Annotated in this window: 17 protein-coding genes and 1 tRNA gene; 6 read left to right on the forward strand and 12 right to left on the reverse strand. The window is 37.2% G+C overall.

Translation table 11 applies throughout. The features are described 5' to 3' along the window. Positions 1–6: 6 nt before the first annotated feature. From E0946_RS01095 to pyrF, 3 genes are read left to right on the forward strand one after another with little or no spacing between them, the layout of a single operon-like run. Positions 7–2016: a pyruvate carboxylase subunit B gene (locus E0946_RS01095; protein ID WP_133200621.1), complete on the forward strand. Its 2010-nt coding sequence runs from the start codon at positions 7–9 to the stop codon at positions 2014–2016. Between the two features lie 50 nt (positions 2017–2066). Then, entirely contained in the window at positions 2067–2603 is a 537-nt protein-coding gene (pyrR, locus tag E0946_RS01100; RefSeq protein WP_133200622.1) for a bifunctional pyr operon transcriptional regulator/uracil phosphoribosyltransferase PyrR, read from the forward strand. Next, positions 2569–3381 (forward strand): orotidine-5'-phosphate decarboxylase, encoded by an 813-nt coding sequence (pyrF, locus tag E0946_RS01105; RefSeq protein ID WP_133200623.1) that lies wholly within the window; start codon positions 2569–2571, stop codon positions 3379–3381. The genes pyrR and pyrF overlap by 35 nt, the downstream gene beginning before the upstream one ends. Before the next feature lie 11 nt (positions 3382–3392). Here pyrF and E0946_RS01110 read toward each other — a convergent pair whose 3' ends face one another. The 12 genes from E0946_RS01110 to rnhC form a co-directional block, all read right to left on the reverse strand. Further along, the gene (locus E0946_RS01110; protein ID WP_133200624.1) at positions 3393–4424 is read right to left on the reverse strand and encodes a threonine aldolase family protein; all 1032 of its coding nucleotides are present in this window, start codon (positions 4422–4424) and stop codon (positions 3393–3395) included. 16 nt (positions 4425–4440) lie between these two features. After that, positions 4441–5190 (reverse strand): hypothetical protein, encoded by a 750-nt coding sequence (locus E0946_RS01115; RefSeq protein WP_133200625.1) that lies wholly within the window; start codon positions 5188–5190, stop codon positions 4441–4443. 173 nt (positions 5191–5363) lie between these two features. Beyond that, positions 5364–5627, reverse strand: coding sequence for an RNA-binding S4 domain-containing protein (locus E0946_RS01120; protein WP_133200626.1), 264 nt, complete (start codon positions 5625–5627; stop codon positions 5364–5366). A 21-nt stretch (positions 5628–5648) separates the two neighbouring features. Next, a complete protein-coding gene (locus E0946_RS01125) occupies positions 5649–6851 on the reverse strand; it encodes an acetate/propionate family kinase (protein WP_133200627.1) in 1203 nt (400 codons plus the stop codon). Between the two features lie 288 nt (positions 6852–7139). Further along, positions 7140–8447, reverse strand: a complete 1308-nt coding sequence (locus E0946_RS01130) for a thymidine phosphorylase (RefSeq protein WP_133200628.1) — start codon at positions 8445–8447, stop codon at positions 7140–7142. A gap of 10 nt (positions 8448–8457) precedes the next feature. Beyond that, positions 8458–9432 (reverse strand): phosphonate ABC transporter, permease protein PhnE, encoded by a 975-nt coding sequence (phnE, locus tag E0946_RS01135; protein ID WP_133200629.1) that lies wholly within the window; start codon positions 9430–9432, stop codon positions 8458–8460. A gap of 590 nt (positions 9433–10022) precedes the next feature. Beyond that, positions 10023–12545: a transglutaminase-like domain-containing protein gene (locus E0946_RS01140; RefSeq protein ID WP_133200630.1), complete on the reverse strand. Its 2523-nt coding sequence runs from the start codon at positions 12543–12545 to the stop codon at positions 10023–10025. 39 nt (positions 12546–12584) lie between these two features. Beyond that, the gene (locus tag E0946_RS01145) at positions 12585–15344 is read right to left on the reverse strand and encodes a C25 family cysteine peptidase (protein ID WP_165942045.1); all 2760 of its coding nucleotides are present in this window, start codon (positions 15342–15344) and stop codon (positions 12585–12587) included. Continuing rightward, positions 15337–16149 (reverse strand): DNA alkylation repair protein, encoded by an 813-nt coding sequence (locus tag E0946_RS01150; RefSeq protein ID WP_133200632.1) that lies wholly within the window; start codon positions 16147–16149, stop codon positions 15337–15339. Before E0946_RS01150 ends, E0946_RS01145 begins: the two co-directional genes overlap by 8 nt. 38 nt (positions 16150–16187) lie before the next feature. Continuing rightward, positions 16188–16955: an RNA methyltransferase gene (locus E0946_RS01155; RefSeq protein ID WP_133200633.1), complete on the reverse strand. Its 768-nt coding sequence runs from the start codon at positions 16953–16955 to the stop codon at positions 16188–16190. Further along, positions 16952–17776, reverse strand: coding sequence for a DNA alkylation repair protein (locus E0946_RS01160; protein WP_133200634.1), 825 nt, complete (start codon positions 17774–17776; stop codon positions 16952–16954). Before E0946_RS01160 ends, E0946_RS01155 begins: the two co-directional genes overlap by 4 nt. Before the next feature lie 130 nt (positions 17777–17906). Beyond that, on the reverse strand, positions 17907–18857 hold the full coding sequence (gene rnhC, locus E0946_RS01165) for a ribonuclease HIII (protein ID WP_133200635.1): 951 nt from the start codon (positions 18855–18857) through the stop codon (positions 17907–17909). 184 nt (positions 18858–19041) lie between these two features. Between rnhC and groL the strand changes: the two genes are divergently transcribed. The 3 genes from groL to E0946_RS01180 all read left to right on the forward strand — a co-directional run bounded on the left by groL (position 19042) and on the right by E0946_RS01180 (position 25304). Next, on the forward strand, positions 19042–20667 hold the full coding sequence (groL, locus tag E0946_RS01170) for a chaperonin GroEL (RefSeq protein ID WP_133200636.1): 1626 nt from the start codon (positions 19042–19044) through the stop codon (positions 20665–20667). Positions 20668–21308: 641 nt separating this feature from the next. Then, positions 21309–24572 carry a T9SS-dependent choice-of-anchor J family protein gene (locus E0946_RS01175; RefSeq protein WP_133200679.1) on the forward strand — a complete coding sequence of 1088 codons (3264 nt, stop codon included), beginning with the start codon at positions 21309–21311 and terminating at the stop codon, positions 24570–24572. A 656-nt stretch (positions 24573–25228) separates the two neighbouring features. Next, positions 25229–25304, forward strand: a tRNA-Ile gene (locus tag E0946_RS01180). Positions 25305–25311 lie beyond the last annotated feature (7 nt).

A 25311-nucleotide genomic window follows, 5' to 3' on the forward strand; every position in this document is an offset into this window, starting at 1 on the left:
GAATAAATGCAGAAACATGGCATCTTGGAATATAGCGAGATGCGCTATGAACCGGACCGCCCTAAAGCGGCAAATCCCATCAAGATTCAGGATCTGACCTTCCGTGATGGACATCAATCTCTCTTTGCTACACGCGTTAGGACAGAAGATTTATTACATGTAGCAGAACTAATGGACCAAGTAGGCTTCTATTCTATGGAAGTCTGGGGTGGAGCAACCTTTGATGTTATGCATCGTTATTTAGGAGAAGACCCCTGGGAACGCATCCGGGTCCTGAAAAAACATATCACTAAAACACCATTTTCTATGCTCTTAAGAGGTCAAAATCTGGTGGGATATCGTAATTATCCAGATGATATTGTAGAAACCTTTGTGCAAAGATGTTGTGATAACGGAATTGATATCTTTCGGGTGTTTGATGCACTTAATGATTTCCGTAATTTTCAGACTGCCGTCAAGATTATAAAAAAGAATAATAAACACTTTCAGGGGGCTATCTGTTTCAGCCTGACTGAACAGAGAATGGGTGGAGAAATATATAATATAGAATATTATGTTTCCAAAGCTAAACAATTGGAAGATATGGGAGCTGATACTATCTGTATCAAGGATATGGCAGGATTAATTGCTCCTTATGATGCTTATGACTTGATTAGAGCTTTGAAAGAAAATGTTAAAGTCCCAGTACATCTACACACTCATTTCACCAGCGGAATGGGAGATTTATCCTTGTTTAAAGCTATTGAAGCAGGAGTGGATATCATTGATACCTGTGTGGGACCCTATGCCTATAGAACTTCCCATCCAGCGATTGAACCTCTGGTAATTTCTCTTTTAGGGACAAATCGTGACACTGGTTTTGATATTAAACTGCTTAATAAAATAGGAAAGGAAATGGAGAAAGACATTCCAAAATATATGCAATTTGCAGATACAACCAAATTTAGCATTATTGATACTGATGTCATTATCCATCAAACTCCAGGTGGAATGATTTCCAACCTTATCAATCAGCTTCGTCAGATGGATGCTTTAGACCGTTTGGATGATGTTTTCAAAGAGATTCCAAGAGTAAGAAAAGATCTGGGACAGATTCCTTTAGTTACTCCTACCAGTCAAATTGTAGGTATTCAGGCAGTTAATAACACTCTCTTTGATAGCTATGAAGGAGAATATTCCCATATCACAGAAGAAGTGAAAGACCTCTGCTATGGACTTTATGGCAAGACTCCAATGCCCATCAATCCAGAGGTGCAGAAAAAAGCATTAAAGGGTTATCCCCGAGGAGAAAAACCCATCACAGTTCGTCCTGGGGACATTCTTGAACCTGGACTGGAAAAAGCAAAACAGGAAGCAGAAGGTTTAGCTAAGGATATTGATGATGTCCTAATTGTAGCTCTATATAATGTCACAGGGAAGAAATTCCTGAGGATAAAATATGGTTTAGAACCCATGCCAGATGAGATGAAACCTATTACTCTGGAAGAGGTTAAAAGACAGCAGGAGCTATGTGAAAAGGCTAAAGCAGGTCTTCTGGTAGAGCCACCAGTTAAAAAGCAAGTTCCCAAGCCAGAAGGTTTGAGACAGTTTGATGTATTTGTGGATGATGAATACTTTTTAGTAGAAGTGTCAGAAAAGGGTGTCCCCCATATTGTTCATAGTGCTAAAGTAGCTTCCAATCCTCAGGTGCAACCCAGTCAAACCTCAAATCCACAGTCATCTCCTCAACCCGTAAAAAACAATCCTCAACCTGTTCCTAATCAGTCTTCAGTTCAAACTGCGTCAACTGCGGTGGAAGGAACTCCAGTCACTGCTCCAATGCCTGGGATGTTAGTGCGTTATGAGAAAAAAGTGGGAGACAAAGTGAAAGTAGGGGAAACTTTACTGGTGTTGGAAGCGATGAAAATGTATAATAATATACCCAGTCCCGTAGAAGGAACAGTTGTTTCCACTCCGTTAAATGCTGGAGATAGTGTTGGGAAGGGTGATGTTATGATAGTAGTTAAGCCAGATTAATAAGTTGCCAAAAAGGCTTCATTTTAGAGAACCATTCTCAGGAGCGAGAGATGCAAGTTAAAAGTATCATAATGGACAAGGACCAGATGGAACGCACCATTCATAGAATGGCGCATGAGATAATTGAACAGAATAGAGGTATTGAAAATATATGTTTTGTAGGTATCCGAACCAGAGGAGTGCCCTTAGCCCGAAGATTGGCAGATTATCTTCGCCTAATTGAAGGAAAGGATATTCCTGTCGGAGTTCTGGATATAACTCTGTATCGTGATGACCTCTCTATGATATCTCATCAACCTGTGATTAAAGGTTCTGAACTTGGTTTTGAGATTGAGGGTGCTTCCATTATTCTGGTGGATGATGTGCTTTATACAGGTAGGACTGTTCGTGCTGCTATTGATGCCTTGTTGGATTTTGGCAGACCTCAACAGATTCAATTGGCAGTCCTGATAGACCGTGGTCATCGTGAACTTCCTATCAAAGCTGATTATGTGGGGAAAAATGTTCCCACTTCTAAGGAAGAGATAATCAAAGTTTCTTTTGCAGAGATTGATGGAGAGGACTCTGTCAAAATCGTTGTGGCATAAATATAGAGCTCGCTGGCAAAGCTCTCATTCCTTACTTTGTATTGGATTAGATTCGGATATAACTCAACTGCCAGAATGTGTTCTAAATGAAAGGAACCCTATCTGGGAATTCAACCGAAGGATAATTGATTCTACAGCTCAATATGCTTGTGCCTATAAACCTAATCTGGCTTTCTATTTAAGAGACGGTATCCGTGGATTAGAAGCTTTACAACTGACTATCAATTATATTCCTGAAGATATTCCTGTTATTCTGGATTGCAAAGTGGGGGATATTGGTTCTACTATGGAACAATATGTTTCCACTTTTCTGGAAGTGATGGGTTTTGATGCCATAACAATTAATCCACTTTTAGGTGCTGATGTGCTTAAGCCTATCTTGGAAAGAGAGAATGCTTTTGCTTTTGTGCTCACTCTCACTTCCAATCCTTCAGCTAAGGATTTCTTTATTCAAGAAGATATGGCTATAAAGATAGCCAGATGGCTAACCATTTTTCCGCCAGATAAAATTGGAGCAGTAGTTGGTGCAACTCAGGTGAATCAATTACAAGAAATGCGAGAGCTTATGCCTGGACATATCTTTTTGATTCCTGGAATCGGTGCTCAAGGAGGAGACCTGGATGCAGTTATGCATTATACCAAAGATTCAGATGATTATCCCAATATCTTGATCAATTCTTCCAGAGGCATCATCTTTCAGGATAGGTCTCCTAAATTTGCTCAAGCTGCCGCTTTAGCTGCTGAGGATTTAAATAGTAAGATTGGAGTATACACCTAATCAGTTCAGAGCTACCTAACTAAACTACTTTTAAGGTCAGAGATAAATTCCTCAATATGTTTTTCTGTGGTATTAAAGCTGCACATCAAGCGCACCACATTTTTTGCTTCATCCCAGATATAGAAATGATATTTCTCCCTCAGTTCTTCAATAGATTTTTTCGGGATTTTAACAAATAATGAATTTACCTGCACAGGTTGTACTATTTCAACTTCGGGAATGTTCCTTAAACTTTCACTAAAAAGAGTTGCCATAGCATTGGCTTGGCTGGCATTCTTTTTCCATAATGCATCTTTCAGATAAGCATCAAATTGCGCAGAGATATATCGCATCTTACTGAATAGTTGTGTACATTGTTTACGATAAAACCTGATATCGGAGGTAAGTTCTGGTCTAAAACTAATTAATGCTTCTCCAAAAAGGAGTCCATTTTTTGTTCCTCCAAAGCTAACAATGTCTGCACCGACTTCTTTAGTAATATCTTTTAATGAACAGTCCAAAGCTGCAGCTGCATTGGCAAGTCTTGCACCATCTATCTGTAAGAGCATATCTTGCTGATGAGTGTAATCTGCGAGGACTTTAAGCTCTTCAATGGTATATAAAGTCCCATATTCTGTACTTTGAGCAATGGAAACAACCTTCCCTTGAGAATGATGCTGGTCTCTATTATTTAGAAGGTAGGGACCGATTAATTCTGGAGTCAATTTACCATCAGTGGTCGGAATAACCTGCAATCTTGCTTGTGTAAATTTTTGTACTGCACCACATTCATCCACATTGATATGCGCAGTTTGAGCACAAAAGATAGCATTAAAAGATTTAACCAGGTTCTGTATAGCTACCACATTAGCACCAGTTCCAGTCATAACAAAGCAGGCTTGGCAGTCTCCTCCAAAGAGTGATTCAATCTTATTTAAAACTTCAAGGGTTAAAGGGTCTTCTCCATAAGCTGGAGCAAAACCTTCATCTGCTTTGAGAAGAGCTTTCCAGACCTCAGGATGCACTCCTGAATGATTATCACTTCCAAAACTTACAGGAAACATAGTATCTCCTTAAAACTTAATAATAATTCTCATCCTCATCTTCTGTGGTTTCCTCAGGAAAATCTATATCGGGTAGCGATTTCATCTTTTTTCTTTGCTTAATATGAGCATAGATGAGGATAAAGGGCATTAAAATCAAAATAAAAGTCCCCAAACCAGTAAAAATATAAACATAAGCCTGCCTTTTACTAAAAGCAGCAAAATCCTGATTGAATTGCCAGAGGTCTATATGATAGGCATTATGAAATGCCTCCGAGAAAATTGTTTTCTTCCCCATCCGATAATTTTTAGACACGATTTCCCAGAAATCTTTCCAGGCTTGAGGGTCTTTATCTTTCATATATTGCACTGCATAATATGAAGTTATATAATATAAATCCCAATCTGCAGGGTGTTGAGGATAGTTTTCTGCTAACTTTATCAGGTCCATTTTATTGCCCCAGAACCGCTCTCTTATATAATAATAGTATCTATCCAGTCCAAGTTGATTACCCTGTTGAGTAGCCATTCCTTCATGAAACCAAAGTGGAGCTTTTCTTAAAATCTCATCTAATAACCAGTGCGTATATTCATGCATTATTATTCCACTATAGTTAGATAATATCTGATCTGCACTACGGATATAGATACGATGATTCAAAGAAGAGTAAAAAGCACTGGAAAATTCTACAATTCTTCCCTTACCCTGAGTTAATAGTTCATAAGACTGTTCATCAGGCACCACATAGATATCAGCGCGAGAATCCAGATAAACTCCCGTGCCCATCTGTAACTGATCTATTCTCTGATTTAATTCATTTATAAAGCTTTGCGTTACAGGAAATTTACCGTCTATGGTATGAATGACAAAGTTATCGGTTACAACAGCTATCTGATAGTTTGCATTAAGAAAGCTAAATATAAATAGAAATAGAACTAAGCATTTCCAGATTGCCGATTTCAGTTTGAAATCTCCTTGCGACTCAAAAGAGTATAATAATTCGTGGCATCTTTTTTAGCCACATTCCCCTGAGGAATCTTATCAATCCGGATTTGGTGTTCATATCCATAGAGATGAAATTGAATTATATCTCCTTCTTTAACCTCAGCTGAGGCTTTAGCGGTTTTGCCATTGAGACTAACTAAACCTTTATCACAGGCTATTTTAGCGATGCTACGACTTTTAGTAAGGCAAAGCTTATTCAGTAGCATATCTATGCGCATAAATCCCCCAGATTTGATGAGTTATTGAGTTAGTAGTCTTTGTGTCTCCAGAGCTATCATCAATTCTTCATTGGTGGGAACTTTTAATACAGTTACCGGGGAATCGGGAACACTTATCACTTCTATTTCACTGCTAAATTTTGCATTAGCCGTTAAATCAAGTTTTATGCCTAAAGCTTCCATATCTTTACAGACCATTTCTCTGGCTAAAGGCATATTTTCTCCTACTCCACCTGTAAATACTAAAACATCCAGACCATTCATAACCGCATAATAAGAGCCGATATATTTCTTAATCCGATAGCAATAAACTTCCAGAGCTTGCATAGCCTTAGGATTATTTTTTTGAAGGACTTCATCTTCTATAAATCGCATATCATTAGAAATCTGAGAGAGTCCCAGCATTCCACTGTTTTTGTTTAAAATGCTATTCACTTCATCTACATTTAAGCCCAGATGTTGTTGCATATATATGGGAATAGAAGGATCAATATCTCCACAACGAGTTCCCATCATTAACCCTTCCAGAGGAGTAAAACCCATTGAAGTATCAATAGATTTTCCCCTTTCTATAGCTGTCATTGAAGCACCATTTCCCAGATGACAGGTGATAATCTTTAATTGAGAAATGTCCTTTTGCAAAAATCTGGCAGCTTTTAAACTTACATATTTATGCGAAGTTCCATGAAAACCATATCTTCTAATCTTATATTTTTCATAGTATTCCAAAGGAAGGGGATATAGATAAGCTCTTGGAGGCATAGTCTGATGATATGCCGTATCAAAAAGTCCACATTGAGGAACCTCAGGCACATTCTTTTTAACTGCCTCTATTCCTTTTATATTGGCGGGATTATGTAAGGGTGCCAGGGGAATACATTCTTTCATCACTCTCACTACATCATCGGTAATAACTACAGCATCAGAATAATATTCACCAGCGTGCACTAATCTATGACCTACAGCATCAATCTCACTTTTATCCTTAATCACTCCATTAACTGGGTCTAATAAATAATCTATTATCAGTTGTAAACCCTGTTCATGATTTTCAATTACCATCTCTTTCTTTTTTAAGGTATACTTCTCGCTTTTATAAGTGAAAAGTGATAGGTCTTCACCAATTCGTTCAGCAATTCCTTCTGCCAGAACTAATAGATTGTTCATATCAATAAATTGATATTTTATGGAGGAACTGCCACAATTGAGAACTAATATTCTCATATTGTCCTTCTTTATAATATTTTTTTATTTCAAAAAAAGATAATATTGCCTTATTGTCAACTGATTTACTTTGAAAATAGGGAAATAGTCTTTCTTCATGGGGGAAATTATCTCTCTCGTCAGGAAAGAATAATCTTTTTTAATTTCTATTCCCATCTTCATTTGCAAGAATGTAACATTCCTATTTGCAACCAACTATATCATTTTAAGGGTACTTTTGATCCAGCTTAAGATTAGGAATAGATTCCTTAAAAATTCAACATTCTATTTTCTCTGATACTTTTTTAATTATACAATATCAAAGATAATGGGCTCTTCTGTTATGGGTTCTGAACTTAAAGTATAAGCTTTCTGGATAAGTTTTACTACTTCCTCACCTTTAATTTGGTCATTACAATGCACTTCACCGATAGGTTCATCTTTTTCCAGGAAATCTCCAATCTTTGGGATTAAGAGAGCACCTGAGCTATGGTCTATGGAATCGGTCACTTTCATTCTTCCTGCATTGATATGAATCAGTGCATAACCTATTGCGCGACAATCTATATGGGAAACATAACCGGAAGCAGGAGATAGGATGGGAAGTTTATATTTAGTCGTGCTCAAAAGACCGTAGTCATCAATTACTTTAGGATTTCCACCCTGAGCAACAATGATTTCTTCCAGTTTTTTTAATGCCTTCCCATTTTTAACAGCTTCTTCAATCATAGCTATAGCTTGTTCTGCAGTTTCAGCAAGATTGGTGCTTACAAGCAGTTGAGCGGTGAGTTCGGAAGTTAATATCTTTGTATCTTTTAAAGGATTTCCTTTTAAATATTCTATCGCTTCAATCATTTCCAGACCATTTCCTACAGCTAAACCGAGAGGAGAGTTCATATTGGTGAAAGCAACTTTCACTTTTAAACCAAATCGTTCTCCAGTAGAGATGAGCAATTCAGCTAATTCTTTTGCTTTTTCTCTATCTGGCATAAAAGCACCGCTTCCTATCTTGAGGTCAATAATCAGATGTTTTGTTCCTTCTGCTATTTTTTTACTCAATATACTGGCAGTTATCAAACCTGGACTTTCAACCGTAGCAGTTACATCTCGCAAGGCATAAATCTTCTGGTCAGCAGGGACCAGGTCTTTAGATTGACCGGCAAGTGCACAGTTATGCTCTAAAACCAGCTTGCGAAATTCTTCTATGGAAAATTGAGTGCGAAAACCAGGGATAGATTCAAGTTTATCTAAAGTGCCACCAGTGTGACCTAATCCTCTTCCTGAGATCATAGGTATGGTTAATCCGAGGGAAGCTGCAATGGGGGCAAGCATTAGACTGATTTTATCTCCTACCCCACCAGTAGAATGTTTATCGGCTACTTTGAGTTCTGCTGGAAAAGTTATAGTTTTTCCACTTTCAATATATGTTTTAGTTAGAGCAAAAATCTCTTCTTTATTTAAACCTTGAAAATAGATAGCCATAAGAAGTGCACTCATCTGATAATCAGGAACTTCTCCACTTAAAAAACCCTCTACCAGATTTCTTATCTGGTCTTCATTTAATGCAGTTCCATTTCTTTTAGCCAGAATAAGTTCTACTGGATTATAATTTATCATCTTTTTCTCCTTAAGTCATTACCAATTTTTCTCTTAGATAGCCACTAAATATATCCATAACCCAAACTACCAGAGCAATTAACCAGATGATGAGTCCTACATTTCTCCAGGCAAGCATTTGCTGTTGTTGATTTAATGCCAATCCAATTCCTCCACCACCTACAAATCCTACGACCGTTGCCATTCGCACATTCATATCCCATCTATAGATAGTAAAAGCCAGATAGGGTGATAGGATTTGAGGGGTCACAGCATAACGCCAAACCTGAAGAGTGGATGCTCCAGTGGCAACAATAGCTTCCACTGGTCCTGGATCTATGCTTTCTATCTGTTCTGAATAAAGTTTCACTAAAGCAGCTATGGAATGTATCCACAAAGCAAGCATTCCAGCAAAAGGACCTATACCTACCCAAACACAGAAAATAATCGCCCAGACCAAGGCTTCTATGGAACGAACAATCGTAGTGATAGTGCGTATAAAATAGTAAACGATTCTTCCTAAAATAGTGGAATACATTAGATTTTTTGCGGCAAAAAAACTGAGAATAAAAGCAAAAGGTACCGCAAAAATAGTGGCTAAAAGAGCAAGATATACCGTTTCCATCAAAGCTGCCAGCATTGGAACTAACTGTTTAAAATTGGGATTGAATAGACCCTGCACTATATTTTTCGCATTTCCTGCCTGAGTGAAAAAAGCAATCGGCTTTACTTCCACAATAATCCAGCCTACTATAAGACTGATAATTACAATTGCCCAGATTTCTGCTTTCCAGAACCAGCCCTTAATTTCTTTATCAGGATTGGCAACTTTAGCGCCTAAACTATTTTGCTGAAATCCAAATATGAAGCCAAGAACAAGAGGTATCCCGAAGATTGAAAGTTCAGGAAAAGAGAAAGAATAAAGACGATAAGCCATCCAGGCAACACAACCCCACAAATATTGCCAGAGCAAATATTCAACTAAAAAGGATTTCAATTTATTCATATAATTTATCATATTTGAAATGCTTAGTTCGTCAAGACTTTTTTATCAGACTTAATCTTGAAGGTTCTTGCAAGAAATGTTATGGGAATTATTTTTTCTATTTTAATTGTAAATCCGGTCTAAATTATGGGTTCTACCTGACTCTTCTCTGCTATCAAGTGTTAATCACTCGTTAATCAAGCGTTAATAAATTAAGACTTGATTAACGCTTGATTAAGATGTGATATAAATACTTTCGTAAAGGGCGTATTGTAAATGTGCGGTAATTTTTTGAGTTATAGATGCGTGATAAATAAGCAGACATCTCGCACCCTATAGCGGGGTCATAAACGTTCTCTTACACGGGGTCATAAACGTCCCCGTTTATGAAGTTCCGAAGGAGCTTGTTGTTAATAATGTATTAAAAGCTAAGATTTATATTCTTTGTTTATATAACCACTAAAGAAGAAAAGCCTTACGGCTTTGCGAGATGAGGACATCTCGCACCCCAAAAGGGAACAGCTTACACCTAATAAGGGGATATTTTGCACCCAATAAGTGGACATCTCGCACCCCAAAAGGTGATATCTTACCCTTTTGAATGAATTATATTATTCTGGTAAACGCTCCCACATCCCCTCAAAATATTGCCATATACCATCTTGTTTAAATAGGGTAATAGTTCTGAAGCGATTTTGTGCTTCCAGATTAACCAGCATTTGCCATTTTCTACTAAATGTATAATTTTCAATAGATTGAGGAGATGGTTCATAACCCAGCCAGAGGAAATTTTTACCTGAAGAACGAATTTTTTCTGCCAGACGAATACTATTCTCCTGGTCATAATTTCCTATAAGAATAACCTGATATCTTGAGCTATCTATTTCTTCTAAAATAGATAGGAGTTCAGGAGGTAGATTTTCACTCCACTGGCGAGGATAATCGCGACAAATAATATTTATGAAAAGACTATCGGTCTCAGACAAGTCCAGATATTTCATTTGAAAAGCAGTCTGACTATCGGAAACCCTGTATCCTGCTTGTAGATAATACCTATCTTTGGGAACGCTTATAGATATTAAACCAGGCTCATCTTCCGAAAAAACTTGATCCAGCCAGTAAAAAACCCCATCCTGATAACGGGTTAGATTAACTGCATCAGAGAGTCCAGTCACAGGGACTCCATTTTCATCTGCAAGAGAGACAATCAATTTTGTATAGGCTGAGGAATCTCTACTATCTACTTGAGGAGCATTTTTTTTCAAATCATAATAACCCCAGTCCCCATTGTCAAACTGGATAAATATGAGATCGGGTTGACGAGAAAAATAAGCAGGAACTTTGTTAGCTCTTGCAATGTTTACAGCCATCATTCTGTATTGCAGAGGAGTCAGGTATTTTTGTTTGATAGCAATATCCAGTGGAAGCAATCCACTTAAAGCTTTAGAAGAGTTAATGTTATAATGTTTAGCCAGCCACCCAGAAGCAGAATTCATTCTTTCCAGAGTTGTATTCCCTTTCTGGTAGAAAGAATCAGGATAGAGTTGAGGGATTCCTTTTTTATAAGTAACAGGTTGCGGGAGCTCTTCATAAAATACTGTTGGTGCAAGAATAGGAGCTAATTCTGAAGAGGTCATATTTTGACCATCAATCTTTAAGAAAAAGTTGTAGAGAGCAATAATTTGCTCGGAACTGGCTTGCCAGAGGAATTTAGGATCAAAGTCTTCAGAAATAAGGAAATTAAGGAATTCCTTTTGAGGTTCAGGATAGCGATACCCGAACCCTTTGAAGGAATTATAATTACCTCTTGAAGAGGATGCGACTATTCCTAAAAGTGTATCACTATAGGTGAAAATCCGATCTTGAAAACGCTGTTCACGACGATTCCATTTTGCTTTGGCTTGTTCCACCCCATTATTCCACTCATCAGAAGGATTTTTCCAGGTAAAATCAGATGCAGGATAGAAGAGCATTTCATCTTGATCTGGTAGGGGTCCTTCTTGCAAAGTAAGTTCATAATAAAGTTCTTTATCCTCACTTGAAGGAACTGACTCCATAGCACGCTTATTTTCATTGTCTGCCACCAGATAAAAAGCACCCCTGCCTACACTTAGCTCAAATTCCCCTTCATCATCCGTCTGAATATAAATCAAAGACCTTAAAGTTCCAGAATTAAAAACCAGCAGACCGACAGTTGTTTCAGGAAGAGGATTATCCTGTTCATCCAAGGTCTTGATTTTGAGAATACGAGTGTGTTCTTTAGCATAAATTGAAGTGGAATTTATCACACATTCGTAGCGTCCTTGAATTAAAACTTCGTCAGTTGCATCAGGAAGAGTTCCCTTAGATAGGATAATTACAGTTTTATCAATCAATCCACTGAACCAGGTTTGATCGGGATAATAAGCAGCATCCATATCTCCAGTATAATGCCAGGCTCCATCAATCCAGACTTCTGCCCAAGCATGATTATTATCTGTATGAGACCACCAGGGCACATAAGAAGGACGAGCTGGCAATCCTACAGTTCTTGCTGCAGAGATAAACAAGATTTGCATCTCTTCGCATCTTCCCAGATAGCTCTTTTGAGTTATATCCAAAGGTGCCTGGTCTCTTCCTGAAGTGGGCTGGAATTTTAAACGTGAGACGCACCATAATGAAACGGCACGATAAAGTTCCAGGTCATTTTTAGAGTTCTGTAGCACCTCTCGTAAGCCATCCCTAAGAAATTCTGCTCTATAAGGTGTGATTCTCTCGTCTGCAACAGTTTGATGAGCAACATAGGAAAGGAAAAATTCAGGAGAAAGGTCAGTCCCATAATTATTGAGATAGGATTGGATTTGTAAATAATTACTAAGAACATCTTCTGGATTTGCTATTTGTAAGTTAGCATCGCTCTCGTAGGCAATAAGATAGGACATCAATATATCATCCTGTTCTTTCAATAATTTCTTATAGGCTTGCTGATGATAATGGTCTAATTTCTTGAGATTGGAATAAGCAAGTTTATTCATTTTTTTATAAAGGACAGGATTTCCTTGATTGGTGAAATTAGCAGGTAAATATGAGGCAAGAAGGTTTGAAAAACCCCACAACATACTGCAAATAATTATTAGTATCTTAATTTTTTTCATATGTGACCTATCAATTTATGCTCTTTAAAGCAGATTTCATCAGTGAAGCTTGAGTAATTTTCCCTGTTGAATGCTTTGAGAATTATCCATCTTCCAGAGATAAATACCTGCAGGAACAGGTTTTCCCCCGGCATCACAGCCATCCCAGATAATATTTTGTTTTCCTGCCCCCAAAGCTTCAGACTGTATGGTTTTAATCTTTTGACCGCGCAGATTAAATATCTGTATTTGAGTTTTAGAGGGTTCTTTCGTTTCAAAACAAAAGCTCATTTGCGAAGAAAAAGGATTGGGCATCGTAATCACCTTAGAAATGGAAGGAGTAAGAACAGAATCAGAAATGGGAGTAGGTGGTAAATTCAGAACATTTAGAGTATCCAGAATAATTGCTATCATATCATTAATGCCGTATTCTCCTTCTTCAATAGCGGAAAGTGCAAAAGAAGAAGCAATGGTGCGAAAATATCCATTGCTATTATAGATTCCGATAGGGAAATTGGGATGAGAGCTATTAGAAGTATAAAATAGTTCAGAGGCAGTTTCAGGATAAGGAAATAAAGGAGTAGTCAAGGGGTCATTTTGATTGTATTGCCAGGTCATAGAAAGGTCGTCTTTATCATATCTGATGGCTTCAATATAGGCAAGAGTATTAAGCGGACAAATAGTTCCAAACTTTGACCAGAAGATAGAATCATAATCCCAAGGCACATCTCCTTCCAGATAGATTCTTCCTCCATTTTCCAGATAATCATTGAGCAGGTCATATTCCAGGCTTCCTTGCTCAGGCATAAAATTGTTAGGTTCCCAGCCAAAAAGGCAAAAGATAGCTTCAAAATTGTTTATATAGTTATAATCTGGGATGAGTTTATCGGAATAGATTACATTGAAGTTTCCCAGATTATTCAAAGCATTAACTACTGGTAAACCTTCTTGAGAAAGCGGTTCATAAACCAGTATCTCTCCTAATGGAGGATTTTGATTATTTTGATGGTAAACCGCAGGGTCTCCAAAAAGCATATAGGTATAAACATTTTGTAGTTCTGGATAGATTATGCCATCACTATCCACCGGGTCACCAAAGAGATAATATTGCGTATGTAATAGATTGGCAAAGGCAAGAGCAGCACCAACGGACATATTGTTTTTGGTTAGATTTTCCAGAAAATGATAATTATAGGAGCTCAAACCTCCCCAACCAGGATTTTTCCAGCCTATCTTATACCAACCAGTACGCGTGGCAGCACAGACATTAACGGCTTTTTGCTGTAAAGCATATTCTGCTAAACAAGAGAAATTATTATCCAGCATACCATTATTGCAGGAAGCGGCAAAAAGAATTAATCCATCCTGATTGACCAAATTATCAAAAGTTTCACGATCAACCAGACTATACCAGTTCATTTCCCAACTATCTGGGATATTATTACCATTATCATCATTCATCCAAACCTTTCGGGCAGAACTGACAGAAGAACCATGCGCACTCCAATTCAAGATGCCATAACTATTGCTATTCAATTGATTTTTCAGGAGGTCATAATCCAAATCAAGGTCAGATGGAAGAGAAGGTAAATATCCCATATGTTCGTACATTGTAGTACATTGATAATCATTTAAAGCAGTGTTTCTGGCATATTCCATAAAAACTGCACCATCTGTTTCCAGAAAAATTGTTTCAGGTTCCCCGGCATAATTAAGATAAGCAGCAGGCAATAAAGCTTTTTTCTTCCAGACTGCATCACTACTGTCAAAGCTAATAGTGCGATTTACAATCTGTGAAATATAGTTAACATTATTGTTTGAAATGCGTCCCACAAAGAGCTCAGGAGTGAAATCACAGAGATAATCCTGGTCTCCTTCTCCAGCAGAATATTCTCCCAGACGGCCATCACTATCCACATCTATGATACTGCTTAAATCGCTGTAAAAGAAATCAGAGGGGACGGTTTCATTACCATCTGGTTCTGGAGTGAGATACATCACGGGAACTTTATCATAATCTCCAACTAATAAAAGATAGGTGAAAGGATGAGCATTGTATTGGGAGATTAGATAATTTCGGAGTTTTTCACCATCTGTAAGTCCTGGACTTGAAGCTAAAATAGTATTGATATTGATATAAGAAGTGACCAGACCCTGTGACTGATGATAAGCTTCCAGAGCAGTTAAGGAAGGATATAAAGCTGGTGTGGTAACTATTAAATAATCATAATCTTTAGAATAATTATAAGTGTAATAACTTTGTAAATCTTGAGGATTAACAAAAAACCAGTCTATAACTTGATTGCTTTTCTGTAAAGAACTAAGAATGGGAGGTATTCTATTTGGTTTTGAGATAGCATTTAAGCTCCAGGAAAGATTTATCTGTAAAGAAGGACTAATTTGCCAGGATACTCCATTATAGATAGCAGGTAAAACAGAAAAAGAAACAAATTTTATATCACCCCAATGTTTAATTCCCAAGTATTTTAGCATAGGCGTTGAGGGATAATGTTCACAAGCAGAAAGGAAATGTTCTCCGTCACTAAAAGGAGTATTGATAACAGGAGCAGGTGCAGACAAATTCTGCAAAGGAGCAAATTCAAAGTTATAGGATACATTAATTGCATCTGGGGGAAGGATGATATTTAAGTTTTTAGTTGGCAATTGAGGTGTTCCTGGAACAGATAAAGTTCCCCAACCATAATTTTCTTGTGGAGAAAAGAGCTCCAGGTCAGAAAAATTTATGTTTAATGTTAGCTCTGTTGCTGTAAGCAGAAAAGGAATAAACAAGATAGTTAAAAACAAAAATCTTCTATTCATCGTCGGTTTCCTTATATCTTTTTTTCTTGTGGTAATTGGGATGGGATTGATACCCTTTCTTAACATATGGTTTATGAAAGTTATTTTTCTTTTCTTTATAGTTCTTTCCTGTAGCATACTGGATTAGCATAGGAGCAGCAGAATCTTTGTATTGAGTGAGAAACTCTTCTATTTCTTGAGGATACAACTCGCTAAGTTCACGCAATAACCAACCAATTCCCTGTTGAACACAACGAGCTTGATCCTGCATAAGGGGACTGATAAAATCCAATAATTCTTGGACTGGTAAGCGTTCCTTTTGATAGAGCATAGTGACAACCGCTACCCGCCTGGTCCATTTGCTTTCTGAATCCAGCCAGGTGGCAAAATCTTCCATTGAGGCTATTTCCAGTTCTAAAAGCACGGGAGTAATTTTGGTGGCAATTAAATCAGAATGAGTCCAATTTTCTACCACTTCATCCAGACAAAGTTTAATCTCTTCATAGACTCTACGGTTAAAGCGAGGTCTATGCTTCTTTAACAAAAAAATAGCTAAGGTTCCGAATTCATATTTTCCAGTTGCAAAGAAGGGATATGCCAGCTCGGCTAATTCCGTAATAGATGGTTGGAAAATGGTTAATATGTGATTGCGTAACTCTTTAATTTGATATTCTGCTAAACCAAAGGCATCATAACCTTCAAGATTATAGCGAGAATTTTTATAGGCTAATCCAGGGTTTTCATGGGCAAAGAAATATGATTCACAGTAACTGAAAATCTCTGCCTGTCTTGGAGTGAGTTTTGTTCGAGCTAAAAGTAGTGTCATTTCAATCTCTGTTTTTTAAAATCCAGAATTATTTAAAATTAGTTTTGTATTTCCTTATATTTATTAGACTCATTATGAGCTGGGTTTAATTCATTTTTTTCATATCCCAGACCCTTACCGGTGATAAGTACATTCCATCTATTAAACATTTGTCTTAAGCGATATACCATTACTTTAGTAGGGTTTAACTGTGCCAGCATTTTACTTAAGAAATTATCCCAATTTATAGTTTCTTTGCGCTGGAAAAATCCTGTGTTGTGCATTACTCTTAGCATATAAGTCTTGATTTTGTCAAGGTCATTTCCGCTAACTGCATTAATTTTTTGGGTTTGTTCTTTAGTGAGAGGCAAACGATATATTTCCCAGAGAGCGATAGTGACAGCTTGAGCAAGATTGATAGAAGGGAATTCTGGATTAGCAGGAATATGACAACGCAAAGGGCATAGTTCTACCTCTTCATCCGTGAGTCCAAAAGTTTCTCTACCGAAGACTAAACCTATTTCCAGTTGAGGGATTTTAGCACAATATTGAGCAGCAGTAATAGGTGTAAAATCTACTGGTTTGAGTTTTCCCATACGACGAGAATAGGCTATTACCCGGTCTAAATCTGAGATAGCATCCTTTAGAGTGGGATATATCTGAGCCTGTTGGAGCAGGTTTTCTGAATGCATAGCCAGATAGAAATCATTTTTTTTCGGCATAGCACCTACTAACCTTAGACTGGAGAAGCCAAGATTGTGCATTATTCGTGCTATAGCACCTACATTCCCTTCATAGATAGGCTCAACTAAGATTATGTGAATCATTGGTTTTTAATCATTTTAGCTAATTTATTTCCCATCTGAACCACTGCAGGATTGGAATCAGTTTTCCATTCTTGTGCGGTTCTAAGCGCTATGGAAAAGAAATCTTGAGACTTATCTCGCATATTTTTTTGAGAGAAGATACTGGATAATCTTCTTAGAATCTGCCAGAGGAAATTAGCACGCTTTTCATCACCATCCAAAAGCCAGCGTCGGATACTGGCAAAGGTTTGTAGGGGACGCTGTCTTCCAACTTGAATGAGGATATGACTAACTTTTTTTTGAACTTCCTCGTCCTCATCATCCAGCAATCTACCTACGAAAGTTAATACATATTGAGGATTTTTAGCGGCTATATATTCCATACCATGCATAGACATAGCGCGTTTTTTAGGGTTATCCGAATCAGCCCAGCGAGGCATATATTCTTTCATGACATCAGGATATTTTTTCCACATCTCTGAACAGATAGTCTCGCTTTCCCAGGGAACGGTTTCAAAGGTTTTTTCTAAGGTCTGGACAATGAGTTCTGGTTTGTCCTGATTTTTGTAATAAAAATAGAATAATGCAGTTGCCCGGATAGGATAAAATCGATCTTCCAGCATCTCATAGCAAATTGCATCCAAGTTTCCTGTGCCTGTATATTCCGCTAAACGTTTTCCCAATTCTTCCCGGACAAAATAGTTAGGAGTATTAGCAACTTCATAAATCAGCTTTTGCGCCTGATTAATGTTTCCCTTGTCCAGATTTTTGGAAATCTTTTCTACATAAGAGTCCAATAATTGGTAATCATCGCGGTCCAGGCGTCCCACTTTTTTTATCATATTTTTCAGCTCCATAATCCCTATGAGGGATCTATCCGCGGTATTCTTAAAATTAGTAAGCCTGTTGTCCTACGAGAAAATAGATTATTAAATATATATCCTAATATATAAAATTATCGTTTCTGTCAAGTTATTTGTGGGTTGAATCGGTAGAATTATCAAAAATTGTGCGTTGTCGCACAGACCGACTGGTTATAAAATGGAGTTTGGCTACTTCTGATAACCGATTCCAACCATATTTATCAGCAAAGTTTTTAGCAGTTTCAATAACATTTTTCCCGGAACCAAGAGGAAACTTCATACCATAGTAATTATTCATTGCTTCTCTTTGTTGTAAAAACTGGTACCGAGCTATTATTGAAGCTGCAGCAACGGCTGGGTCTGTTTCTGCTTTAGGTCGTTCTTCCACAGGAATACTAACATCTCTTTTTTTAAGATAATGAGCAACTTTTTTACTGCGGCTGAACTGGTCAACTAAAATACCCTGAATATTGGGAATTCTTTCTAATAGAGCAAGAATAGCAGTGCTATGTTGCCAAGCCAGAAGGTCATTAAGGTTCTTCCCTTGCAGCTGCATATCTGCTATGATTTCATTATATTTTAAAGGTTTGAGCACAATGCAAGAAATGCGAGAAGGATAATTAGAATAAAGTTTTTGAGCTATGTTTGTAATTTGAGTTTTAGTCAGACTTTTACTATCCATCACTCCCCAATCTTTTAGGTCTTCAAGCATATCACTATCCAGAGCAAAAGCAGCAACCACCAGGGATCCAAAATAATCACCCTTTCCACATTCATCAGAACCAATCCAATGCTCCCAGGAATGAAATCTTCCCTCGGATTCTACTTTATCTTTTATCATTTCCTGAAGCTCTGTTTTCAATTTATTATCTTTACCACCAAGCACCTTACTCAAACCTCTTTTTTCAGAATAATAAATATTTAGTACGGAATGCTGCTCTTCTTTACTTAAATTAAGTTGAATTCCATAATTTATTCCTCTTTGACCAGTAATTCTGATTCCCCTTTGAGCTAATTCAGGTAAAAAATTAGCCAGATATTCCTCTATAATTTTTTCCATAAATCACCCAAGATATTAATTATAATATCCTTTTCTACAAAACAGACCGAGATGTCAATCTCAAAATGAGAAAAAAATAATTTGTGCTTGACAGATTTTGGTTTATCTTAATTTTAGCACTCAATCATTGAGACTGCTAAACCTTACTTTAATAAAATATGATAATATGGAGGTATAAAGAAAAATGGCAAAACAAATGATGTATGGACATGAAGCCCGGACTGCATTAAAGAAGGGCGTAGATCAGCTTGCTGATGCGGTTAAGATAACTCTCGGTCCAAAGGGTAGAAATGTTGTTTTAGACAAGCAATTTGGTTCCCCGATAATCACTAATGATGGAGTAACAATAGCGAAAGAGATTGAACTGAAAGATGAATTTGAAAATATGGGTGCTCAGCTTTGCAAAGAAGTGGCAGAAAAGACCCATGATATTGCTGGAGACGGGACTACGACAGCAACCCTTTTAGCTCAGGCTATTATTGAAGAAGGATTAAAGCATGTAACTGCTGGGGTTAATGCAATGTATCTTAGACGAGGCTTGGAAAAAGCTACTAAGGTAGTCGTGGATAAGATACACGAATATTCCAAATCAATCAATAAAAGTGAAGAGATAGCTCAAATAGCTTCTATTTCAGCCAACAACGATTATGAAATTGGTAAATTGATTGCAGAAGCTATGGAAGCGGTTGGAAAAGAAGGTATTATCAATATAGAAGAAGCCAAGTCTATAGATACTGGTCTGGAAAAAGTTGAAGGAATGCAGTTTGATCGTGGCTATATTTCTCCTTACTTTGTCACCAATCCGGATAAAATGATAACTGAATATGAGGATTGTTTAATTCTTGTCCACGATAAGAAGATAAGTGTTCTGAAAGATATTTTGCCCATATTGCAGGAAGTTTCCCAGATGGGACGTCCCTTATTGATTATTGCTGAAGACATTGAAGGTGAAGCTCTTGCTACTCTTGTAGTGAATAAACTTCGTGGAGTTCTGAATGTGGTAGCAGTTAAAGCTCCTGGCTTCGGAGATAGACGCAAAGAAATGCTTGGGGATATAGCTATACTCACGGGCGCAAATGTAATATCAGAAGAGATGGGTCGTCGTTTGGATAGTGCTACGATGGCTGATCTTGGGAGAGCCAAAAAAGTGATAGTGGACAAAGAAAATACCACTATTCGTGAGGGAGCAGGAGATCCTGAAGCAATTCAAGCCAGAATAAAACAGATTAAAGCTCAAATTGAAGAGACCACTTCAGATTATGACAAAGAAAAACTACAAGAGCGCTTGGCAAAACTTTCCAGTGGTGTTGCAGTTATTCGTATTGGAGCTGCCACCGAAACTGAAATGAAGGAAAAGAAAGCTCGTGTGGATGATGCTCTTCATGCTACCAGAGCAGCTGTGGAAGAAGGAATTGTTCCTGGTGGTGGTGTCACTCTGATTCATGCAGCTAAGGCTCTTCAGGAATTAAAAGATTTAACCTATGAAGAGAAGGTGGCAGTGGAGATTCTAACTAAAGCTCTGGAAAAACCTGCTTATCAAATTGCTGCTAATGCAGGAGCAGAAGGAGCAGTGATAGTAGAAAAACTAAAAGGTTACACGGATATTAATATGGGATTCAATGCTGCTAATGGCAAATTTGAAGACCTGCTTAAAGCTGGTATTATTGACCCAGCTAAAGTGGTTCGTTCCGCAGTTCAAAATGCCTCTTCAATAGCTGGTTTATTACTGACTACAGAATGCATTGTAACCGATATTAAAGAACCGGAAAAACCTGCTCCAATGCCTACTGGTATGGAAGGAATGTATTAATAAACTTAGAGAATAGAGCATATCTCAAAAGCCTCTCCCACAAAGAGAGGCTTTTTAGTTTGCCCCCAAATTAGATAGAAAGATAGCAGTATAAACAAAGCAAATATTAAATCATTATCTACCACTTTACTGGTGAATAACTACAAAATCATTCCTGAGCTTCTGGATTAATTCAGCTAAAAGTGAGTTCGTGTCTCAAATAGTGGTGTAAAATTCAACTCATTGTTTTGTAATTTATTTAGGAACATCTTATGTTTTTACCTTTACTTCCTATTTTGAGATAATTAGTAAAATCCAAATGTGTCGGTATTGGTACATTGAGTATTTATATATTATCAGATATGGTTAGTATTTCACTCCATATCCGAATGACTGTAAGCGAGGCTTCTTTCAGAGATGATTTTTTTGGATTCCATATAAGTGTACTTTGCGATGTGTATAATTATGGACTGATACTACCACTTTTAACTATCAGCGAGACCAAAGATTTTTATTTAAAGCTATTAATATAGGTAATCAGATTTTTCTTGACCAAATTATTAGTTTTTATTTAGATAATTTTTATAATTTAAAATGATGGAATATAAAATGCTGTTATAATGAATAACAGAATTATCATATAACATTATAAAGGAGATATGATGAAATTAAGATATTTCAAACTTACACTTTTACTGATACTTGCATTTTCAGTAATTGGTTTAGGAGCTCAGGTTAGCGAATATGCTTTTTCTTCAGTTTTAGGAACTTACACAGAGATTACTGGAGGAACTGTTCTGGGCACTACTGCAAACGATCAAGAAAGCTTTAATGCCATTCCCTTAGGTTTTACTTTTACTTATAATGGCGTTGAATACAACCAAATCAGTGTTCAAACTAATGCCTTTATTGCCTTTGGACCAGAAGTTGCTTTAAGTAATCTTCCCATAAGTGCTGCCACAGGCACTAATAATGTAGTCGCTGCATTAGCACGGGATATTAAAAGTAGAGATAATGGTGAATTAAGTTATTTACTAACTGGAACAGAACCTAATCGTATTTTTATTATCCAGTGGAAACACTATCGTAGAGTTCCTACTACTGCTGCTAATGATGATTTAAATTTTCAAATTCAACTTTGGGAAAACGGTAATAAGGTAGTTTTTGCTTATGGTTCATTTAATGTCGTTTATGTGTCTACAGCTAAAACTGTACAAGTAGGCTTAAGAGGTGATTCTGCCCAGGATTTTAATAATCGTACCACTACTACTGATTGGACAGCCACTACAGCAGGAACAATAAATACTGCAACTTGCGATATAACGAATACTGTGTATCCACCTAATGGTTTAATTTTCACTTTTTCTCCTCCTCAGCAAGGTACTCCTCCAGAACCAGCTCAAAATCCACACCCCTCTAATAATGCAATAAATGTCCCTATTAATACTAATTTAAGCTGGAGTTCCGGAGGTGGCATTGTGGATGGTTATAAAATCTATTTTGGAACAGATAATCCTCCTACCAATCTGGTTAATGGTTTGATTCAAACTACCACCGTCTATGACCATCCTACGGATTTACAATATAGCACGGTCTATTACTGGAAAATAGTTCCTTTTAATAATGTTGCAGGTGATGCTTTAAACTGTCCCGTATGGCAATTTACTACTCTGGCAGATCCAACAGTTTATAATTTCCCTTATAATCAACATTTTGATGATGTAACTCCTCCAGCTTTACCAGTGGGATGGTCAACTATCAATGCTAATAATGATGCCTATACCTGGGAAACTAATGCAGGTAATGCTCATACTGCTCCAAATTCTGTTAGAATTCGTTACAATTCATCTATTGCAATGGATGATTGGTTGATTAGCCCTCCCTTACATTTAACCGGTGGTCAAATCTACATAATTAAGTTCTATTATCGTGCTAATAGTAGTTCTTACACTGAAGCTTTATCAGTTTATTCTGGCACAGCACCGGATGTAGCAGCTTTCACCAATCTCCTATTTGAAAACAATAATATTTCCAATATAGTTTATGAGCAAGGACAGATAGTTTTCACACCAGCCACAACGGGTAATTATTATATAGGATTTCACGGTCATAGTCCAGCTAATACGTTCTATCTGTATCTTGATACTTTTTCTATAGTGTTAAATGTTGATTCAATGAATCCTCCGACTAATTTGACAGCCGAAGTGATTAATAATACTTATGTTTTTCTTAGCTGGAACGCACCAAGTAATGCATTAAATCGTGATTTATTAGGGTATAAAGTATATCGTGATGGTGTTTTATTACAGACTATAAATGATCCTGCTACAACTTTCTACAATGACCTTAGTGTTACCGTTGGAACTTATAGCTATACCGTTACTGCTCTTTATACAGCAGGTGAATCCATACCAGCTGGTCCTGTCTCTGCAACAATTACACCTCCAGCTTATCCTCCAACTAATTTAACTGCGCAAGTGCAAGGATTTAATGTTATTCTAAACTGGCAAAGTCCTGCTTTAACTCTGGTGGGAGATAATAAGTTGGATAGTAGTTATAGAGATCGGAATTTAACGGGATATAAAGTTTATCGTAATGGCACTGTTGTTACTACGATAACTAATCCTTCCACTACTACTTATACTGATCAGAATCTAACTTCTGGAACTTATTCCTACACGGTAACAGCAGTATACACTTATGGTGAATCTGCACCAGCTGGTCCTGTCAGTGTAACTATTATTCCTCCACCTCCAACAGATTTAACCGCAACAGTGCAGCAGAATAATGTGACTTTGAACTGGGTTAGCCCTCAACTTCCCACTGAATTATTCATTAAAGCTGGTTCATCAACTCAAGACAGAGCACTTACTGGATTTAAAGTATATCGTGATAATGTTATAATTGCCACCATAACTAACCCTTTAACTACCACCTACACTGATCAGAATGTTCCGAATGGCACCTATATTTATGGTGTTACAGCCGTTTATCCCAATGATGAATCTGCTCCTGTAACCGTGACTGTTACCGTGGATTATCAAGAACCGCAAATTGTTTTTGAAGATGGTTTTGAAACCTATGAGAATTTTGCCTTAGTCTTTCCACCCTGGTCCCTTTATGATGTAGACCAATCTGAAACTTATGGTATTAACAATGTAATTTTTCCGGGATCAGAAAGTCCAATGGCTTTCATTATTTTCAATCCCAGTGCCACAACACCTCCTATGACCAGTGTAGCTCCACATAATGGCTCAAAAATGGCTGCTTCTTTTGCTGCAGTTAATCCTCCTAACAATGATTGGATGATTGCACCTAAGGTTCATCTGGGAACAGCAAGTTCGGTAAAATTCTTTGCTAAATCCCAAACTGACACTTATGGTCTGGAACGTTTCCAGGTGGGAATTTCTACATCACCGAATATAGATTTATCCACCTTCCAGATTATTACTACTGGTAACTATGTGGAAGCTCCCATTCAATGGACTGAATATAATTTTGACCTTTCTTCCTATAATAATCAGGAAATCTGGATAGGTATACATTGTGTTTCTAACGATGCATTTATATTCTATGTGGATGACTTCTGTATCCGTAGTATTGGTGGGTATATAGTCAGTAATGATGATCCAACCGTCCCAGTTTTAAATACTGGTTTATATGGTAACTTCCCCAATCCTTTCAATCCTGAGACTACCATTCGCTTTAGTGTTAAAGAAACCGCTCCAGTTTCTATAACCATTTATAACGCTAAAGGACAATTGATTAGAACTCTGGTTAATAATGAAATCAAGACTCCTGGCAATTATTCTATCGTCTGGGATGGAAAGGATAAAAATGGGAATACAATGAGCAGTGGAGTCTATTTCTATAAGATGAATTCTGGTAAATATAGCGACACTAAGAAGATGATTCTGATGAAATAATATGAAAGAGCAACATCATACCTGATTGGATTATTTATAAAGAACTGTTCAGGTATTGATAAATGAAATGAAGGGCACGAATTTTCTGGATTCGTGCCCTTTAGTTTTCTTTGATAAATTTCATAGATGGTTATATCTTAGATTAGTTAATAACCTGCGTAAATATATGCTTGACAAAAGAGTCAAATTGAAATTATATGGATAATATAATGTACTATAGATGAGTAAGTATATTAAAGCAATTGACCCGTTTGAGGGGGTTGAAACAAACTTATTCTCTGGGATACAGATGAGTTTCTGATTATTAATAGGTGAGGGGGATTACGATACTCATCCCCCAGGAGTTAGCTGAATCTAACTTATTGACTCCCCCTCATATTTTAGCAGAGACATATATTCTTCTAAGGTGTAGGGAAAATCAAGTTGAGTAGGTTAAGTGGGTAATTTCTCAATGTTCCAATAAGTAAAAAATTGGGATTTTATGAGCTTGTTTGGTGTTTTATCTTATCTGTTTCCTATCTCTTTCTTATTGAAAAAGACAAGTAAGAGCTAAGGAAGAGCTAAGAGAGAGTTAAAATATCTTTGTAAATAATGCACTTAGCGATTTTGCTTGACATAAAAGTAGAGATTTAAATGAAAGTTAAATTGAAAGGTGGGGGCCTATAGCTCAGCTGGTAGAGCTTCCGGCTCATAACCGGATGGTTGGGGGTTCAACTCCCTCTGGGCCCACCATTTTTTA

The sequence above is a fragment of the Candidatus Syntrophosphaera thermopropionivorans genome (assembly GCF_004353895.1).
In the GTDB taxonomy this organism is placed as follows: domain Bacteria; phylum Cloacimonadota; class Cloacimonadia; order Cloacimonadales; family Cloacimonadaceae; genus Syntrophosphaera; species Syntrophosphaera thermopropionivorans.

Excerpts from the sequence above, each read along its gene's own strand:
- E0946_RS01095 (WP_133200621.1), top strand. The coding sequence starts at position 7 with ATGCAGAAACATGGCATCTTGGAATATAGCGAGATGCGCTATGAACCG.
- pyrR (WP_133200622.1), top strand. The coding sequence starts at position 2,067 with ATGCAAGTTAAAAGTATCATAATGGACAAGGACCAGATGGAACGCACC.
- pyrF (WP_133200623.1), top strand. The coding sequence starts at position 2,569 with ATGGAGAGGACTCTGTCAAAATCGTTGTGGCATAAATATAGAGCTCGC.
- E0946_RS01110 (WP_133200624.1), bottom strand. The coding sequence starts at position 4,424 with ATGTTTCCTGTAAGTTTTGGAAGTGATAATCATTCAGGAGTGCATCCT.
- E0946_RS01115 (WP_133200625.1), bottom strand. The coding sequence starts at position 5,190 with ATGGGCACGGGAGTTTATCTGGATTCTCGCGCTGATATCTATGTGGTG.
- E0946_RS01120 (WP_133200626.1), bottom strand. The coding sequence starts at position 5,627 with ATGCGCATAGATATGCTACTGAATAAGCTTTGCCTTACTAAAAGTCGT.
- E0946_RS01125 (WP_133200627.1), bottom strand. The coding sequence starts at position 6,851 with ATGAGAATATTAGTTCTCAATTGTGGCAGTTCCTCCATAAAATATCAA.
- E0946_RS01130 (WP_133200628.1), bottom strand. The coding sequence starts at position 8,447 with ATGATAAATTATAATCCAGTAGAACTTATTCTGGCTAAAAGAAATGGA.
- phnE (WP_133200629.1), bottom strand. The coding sequence starts at position 9,432 with ATGAATAAATTGAAATCCTTTTTAGTTGAATATTTGCTCTGGCAATAT.
- E0946_RS01140 (WP_133200630.1), bottom strand. The coding sequence starts at position 12,545 with ATGAAAAAAATTAAGATACTAATAATTATTTGCAGTATGTTGTGGGGT.
- E0946_RS01145 (WP_165942045.1), bottom strand. The coding sequence starts at position 15,344 with ATGAATAGAAGATTTTTGTTTTTAACTATCTTGTTTATTCCTTTTCTG.
- E0946_RS01150 (WP_133200632.1), bottom strand. The coding sequence starts at position 16,149 with ATGACACTACTTTTAGCTCGAACAAAACTCACTCCAAGACAGGCAGAG.
- E0946_RS01155 (WP_133200633.1), bottom strand. The coding sequence starts at position 16,955 with ATGATTCACATAATCTTAGTTGAGCCTATCTATGAAGGGAATGTAGGT.
- E0946_RS01160 (WP_133200634.1), bottom strand. The coding sequence starts at position 17,776 with ATGATAAAAAAAGTGGGACGCCTGGACCGCGATGATTACCAATTATTG.
- rnhC (WP_133200635.1), bottom strand. The coding sequence starts at position 18,857 with ATGGAAAAAATTATAGAGGAATATCTGGCTAATTTTTTACCTGAATTA.
- groL (WP_133200636.1), top strand. The coding sequence starts at position 19,042 with ATGGCAAAACAAATGATGTATGGACATGAAGCCCGGACTGCATTAAAG.
- E0946_RS01175 (WP_133200679.1), top strand. The coding sequence starts at position 21,309 with ATGAAATTAAGATATTTCAAACTTACACTTTTACTGATACTTGCATTT.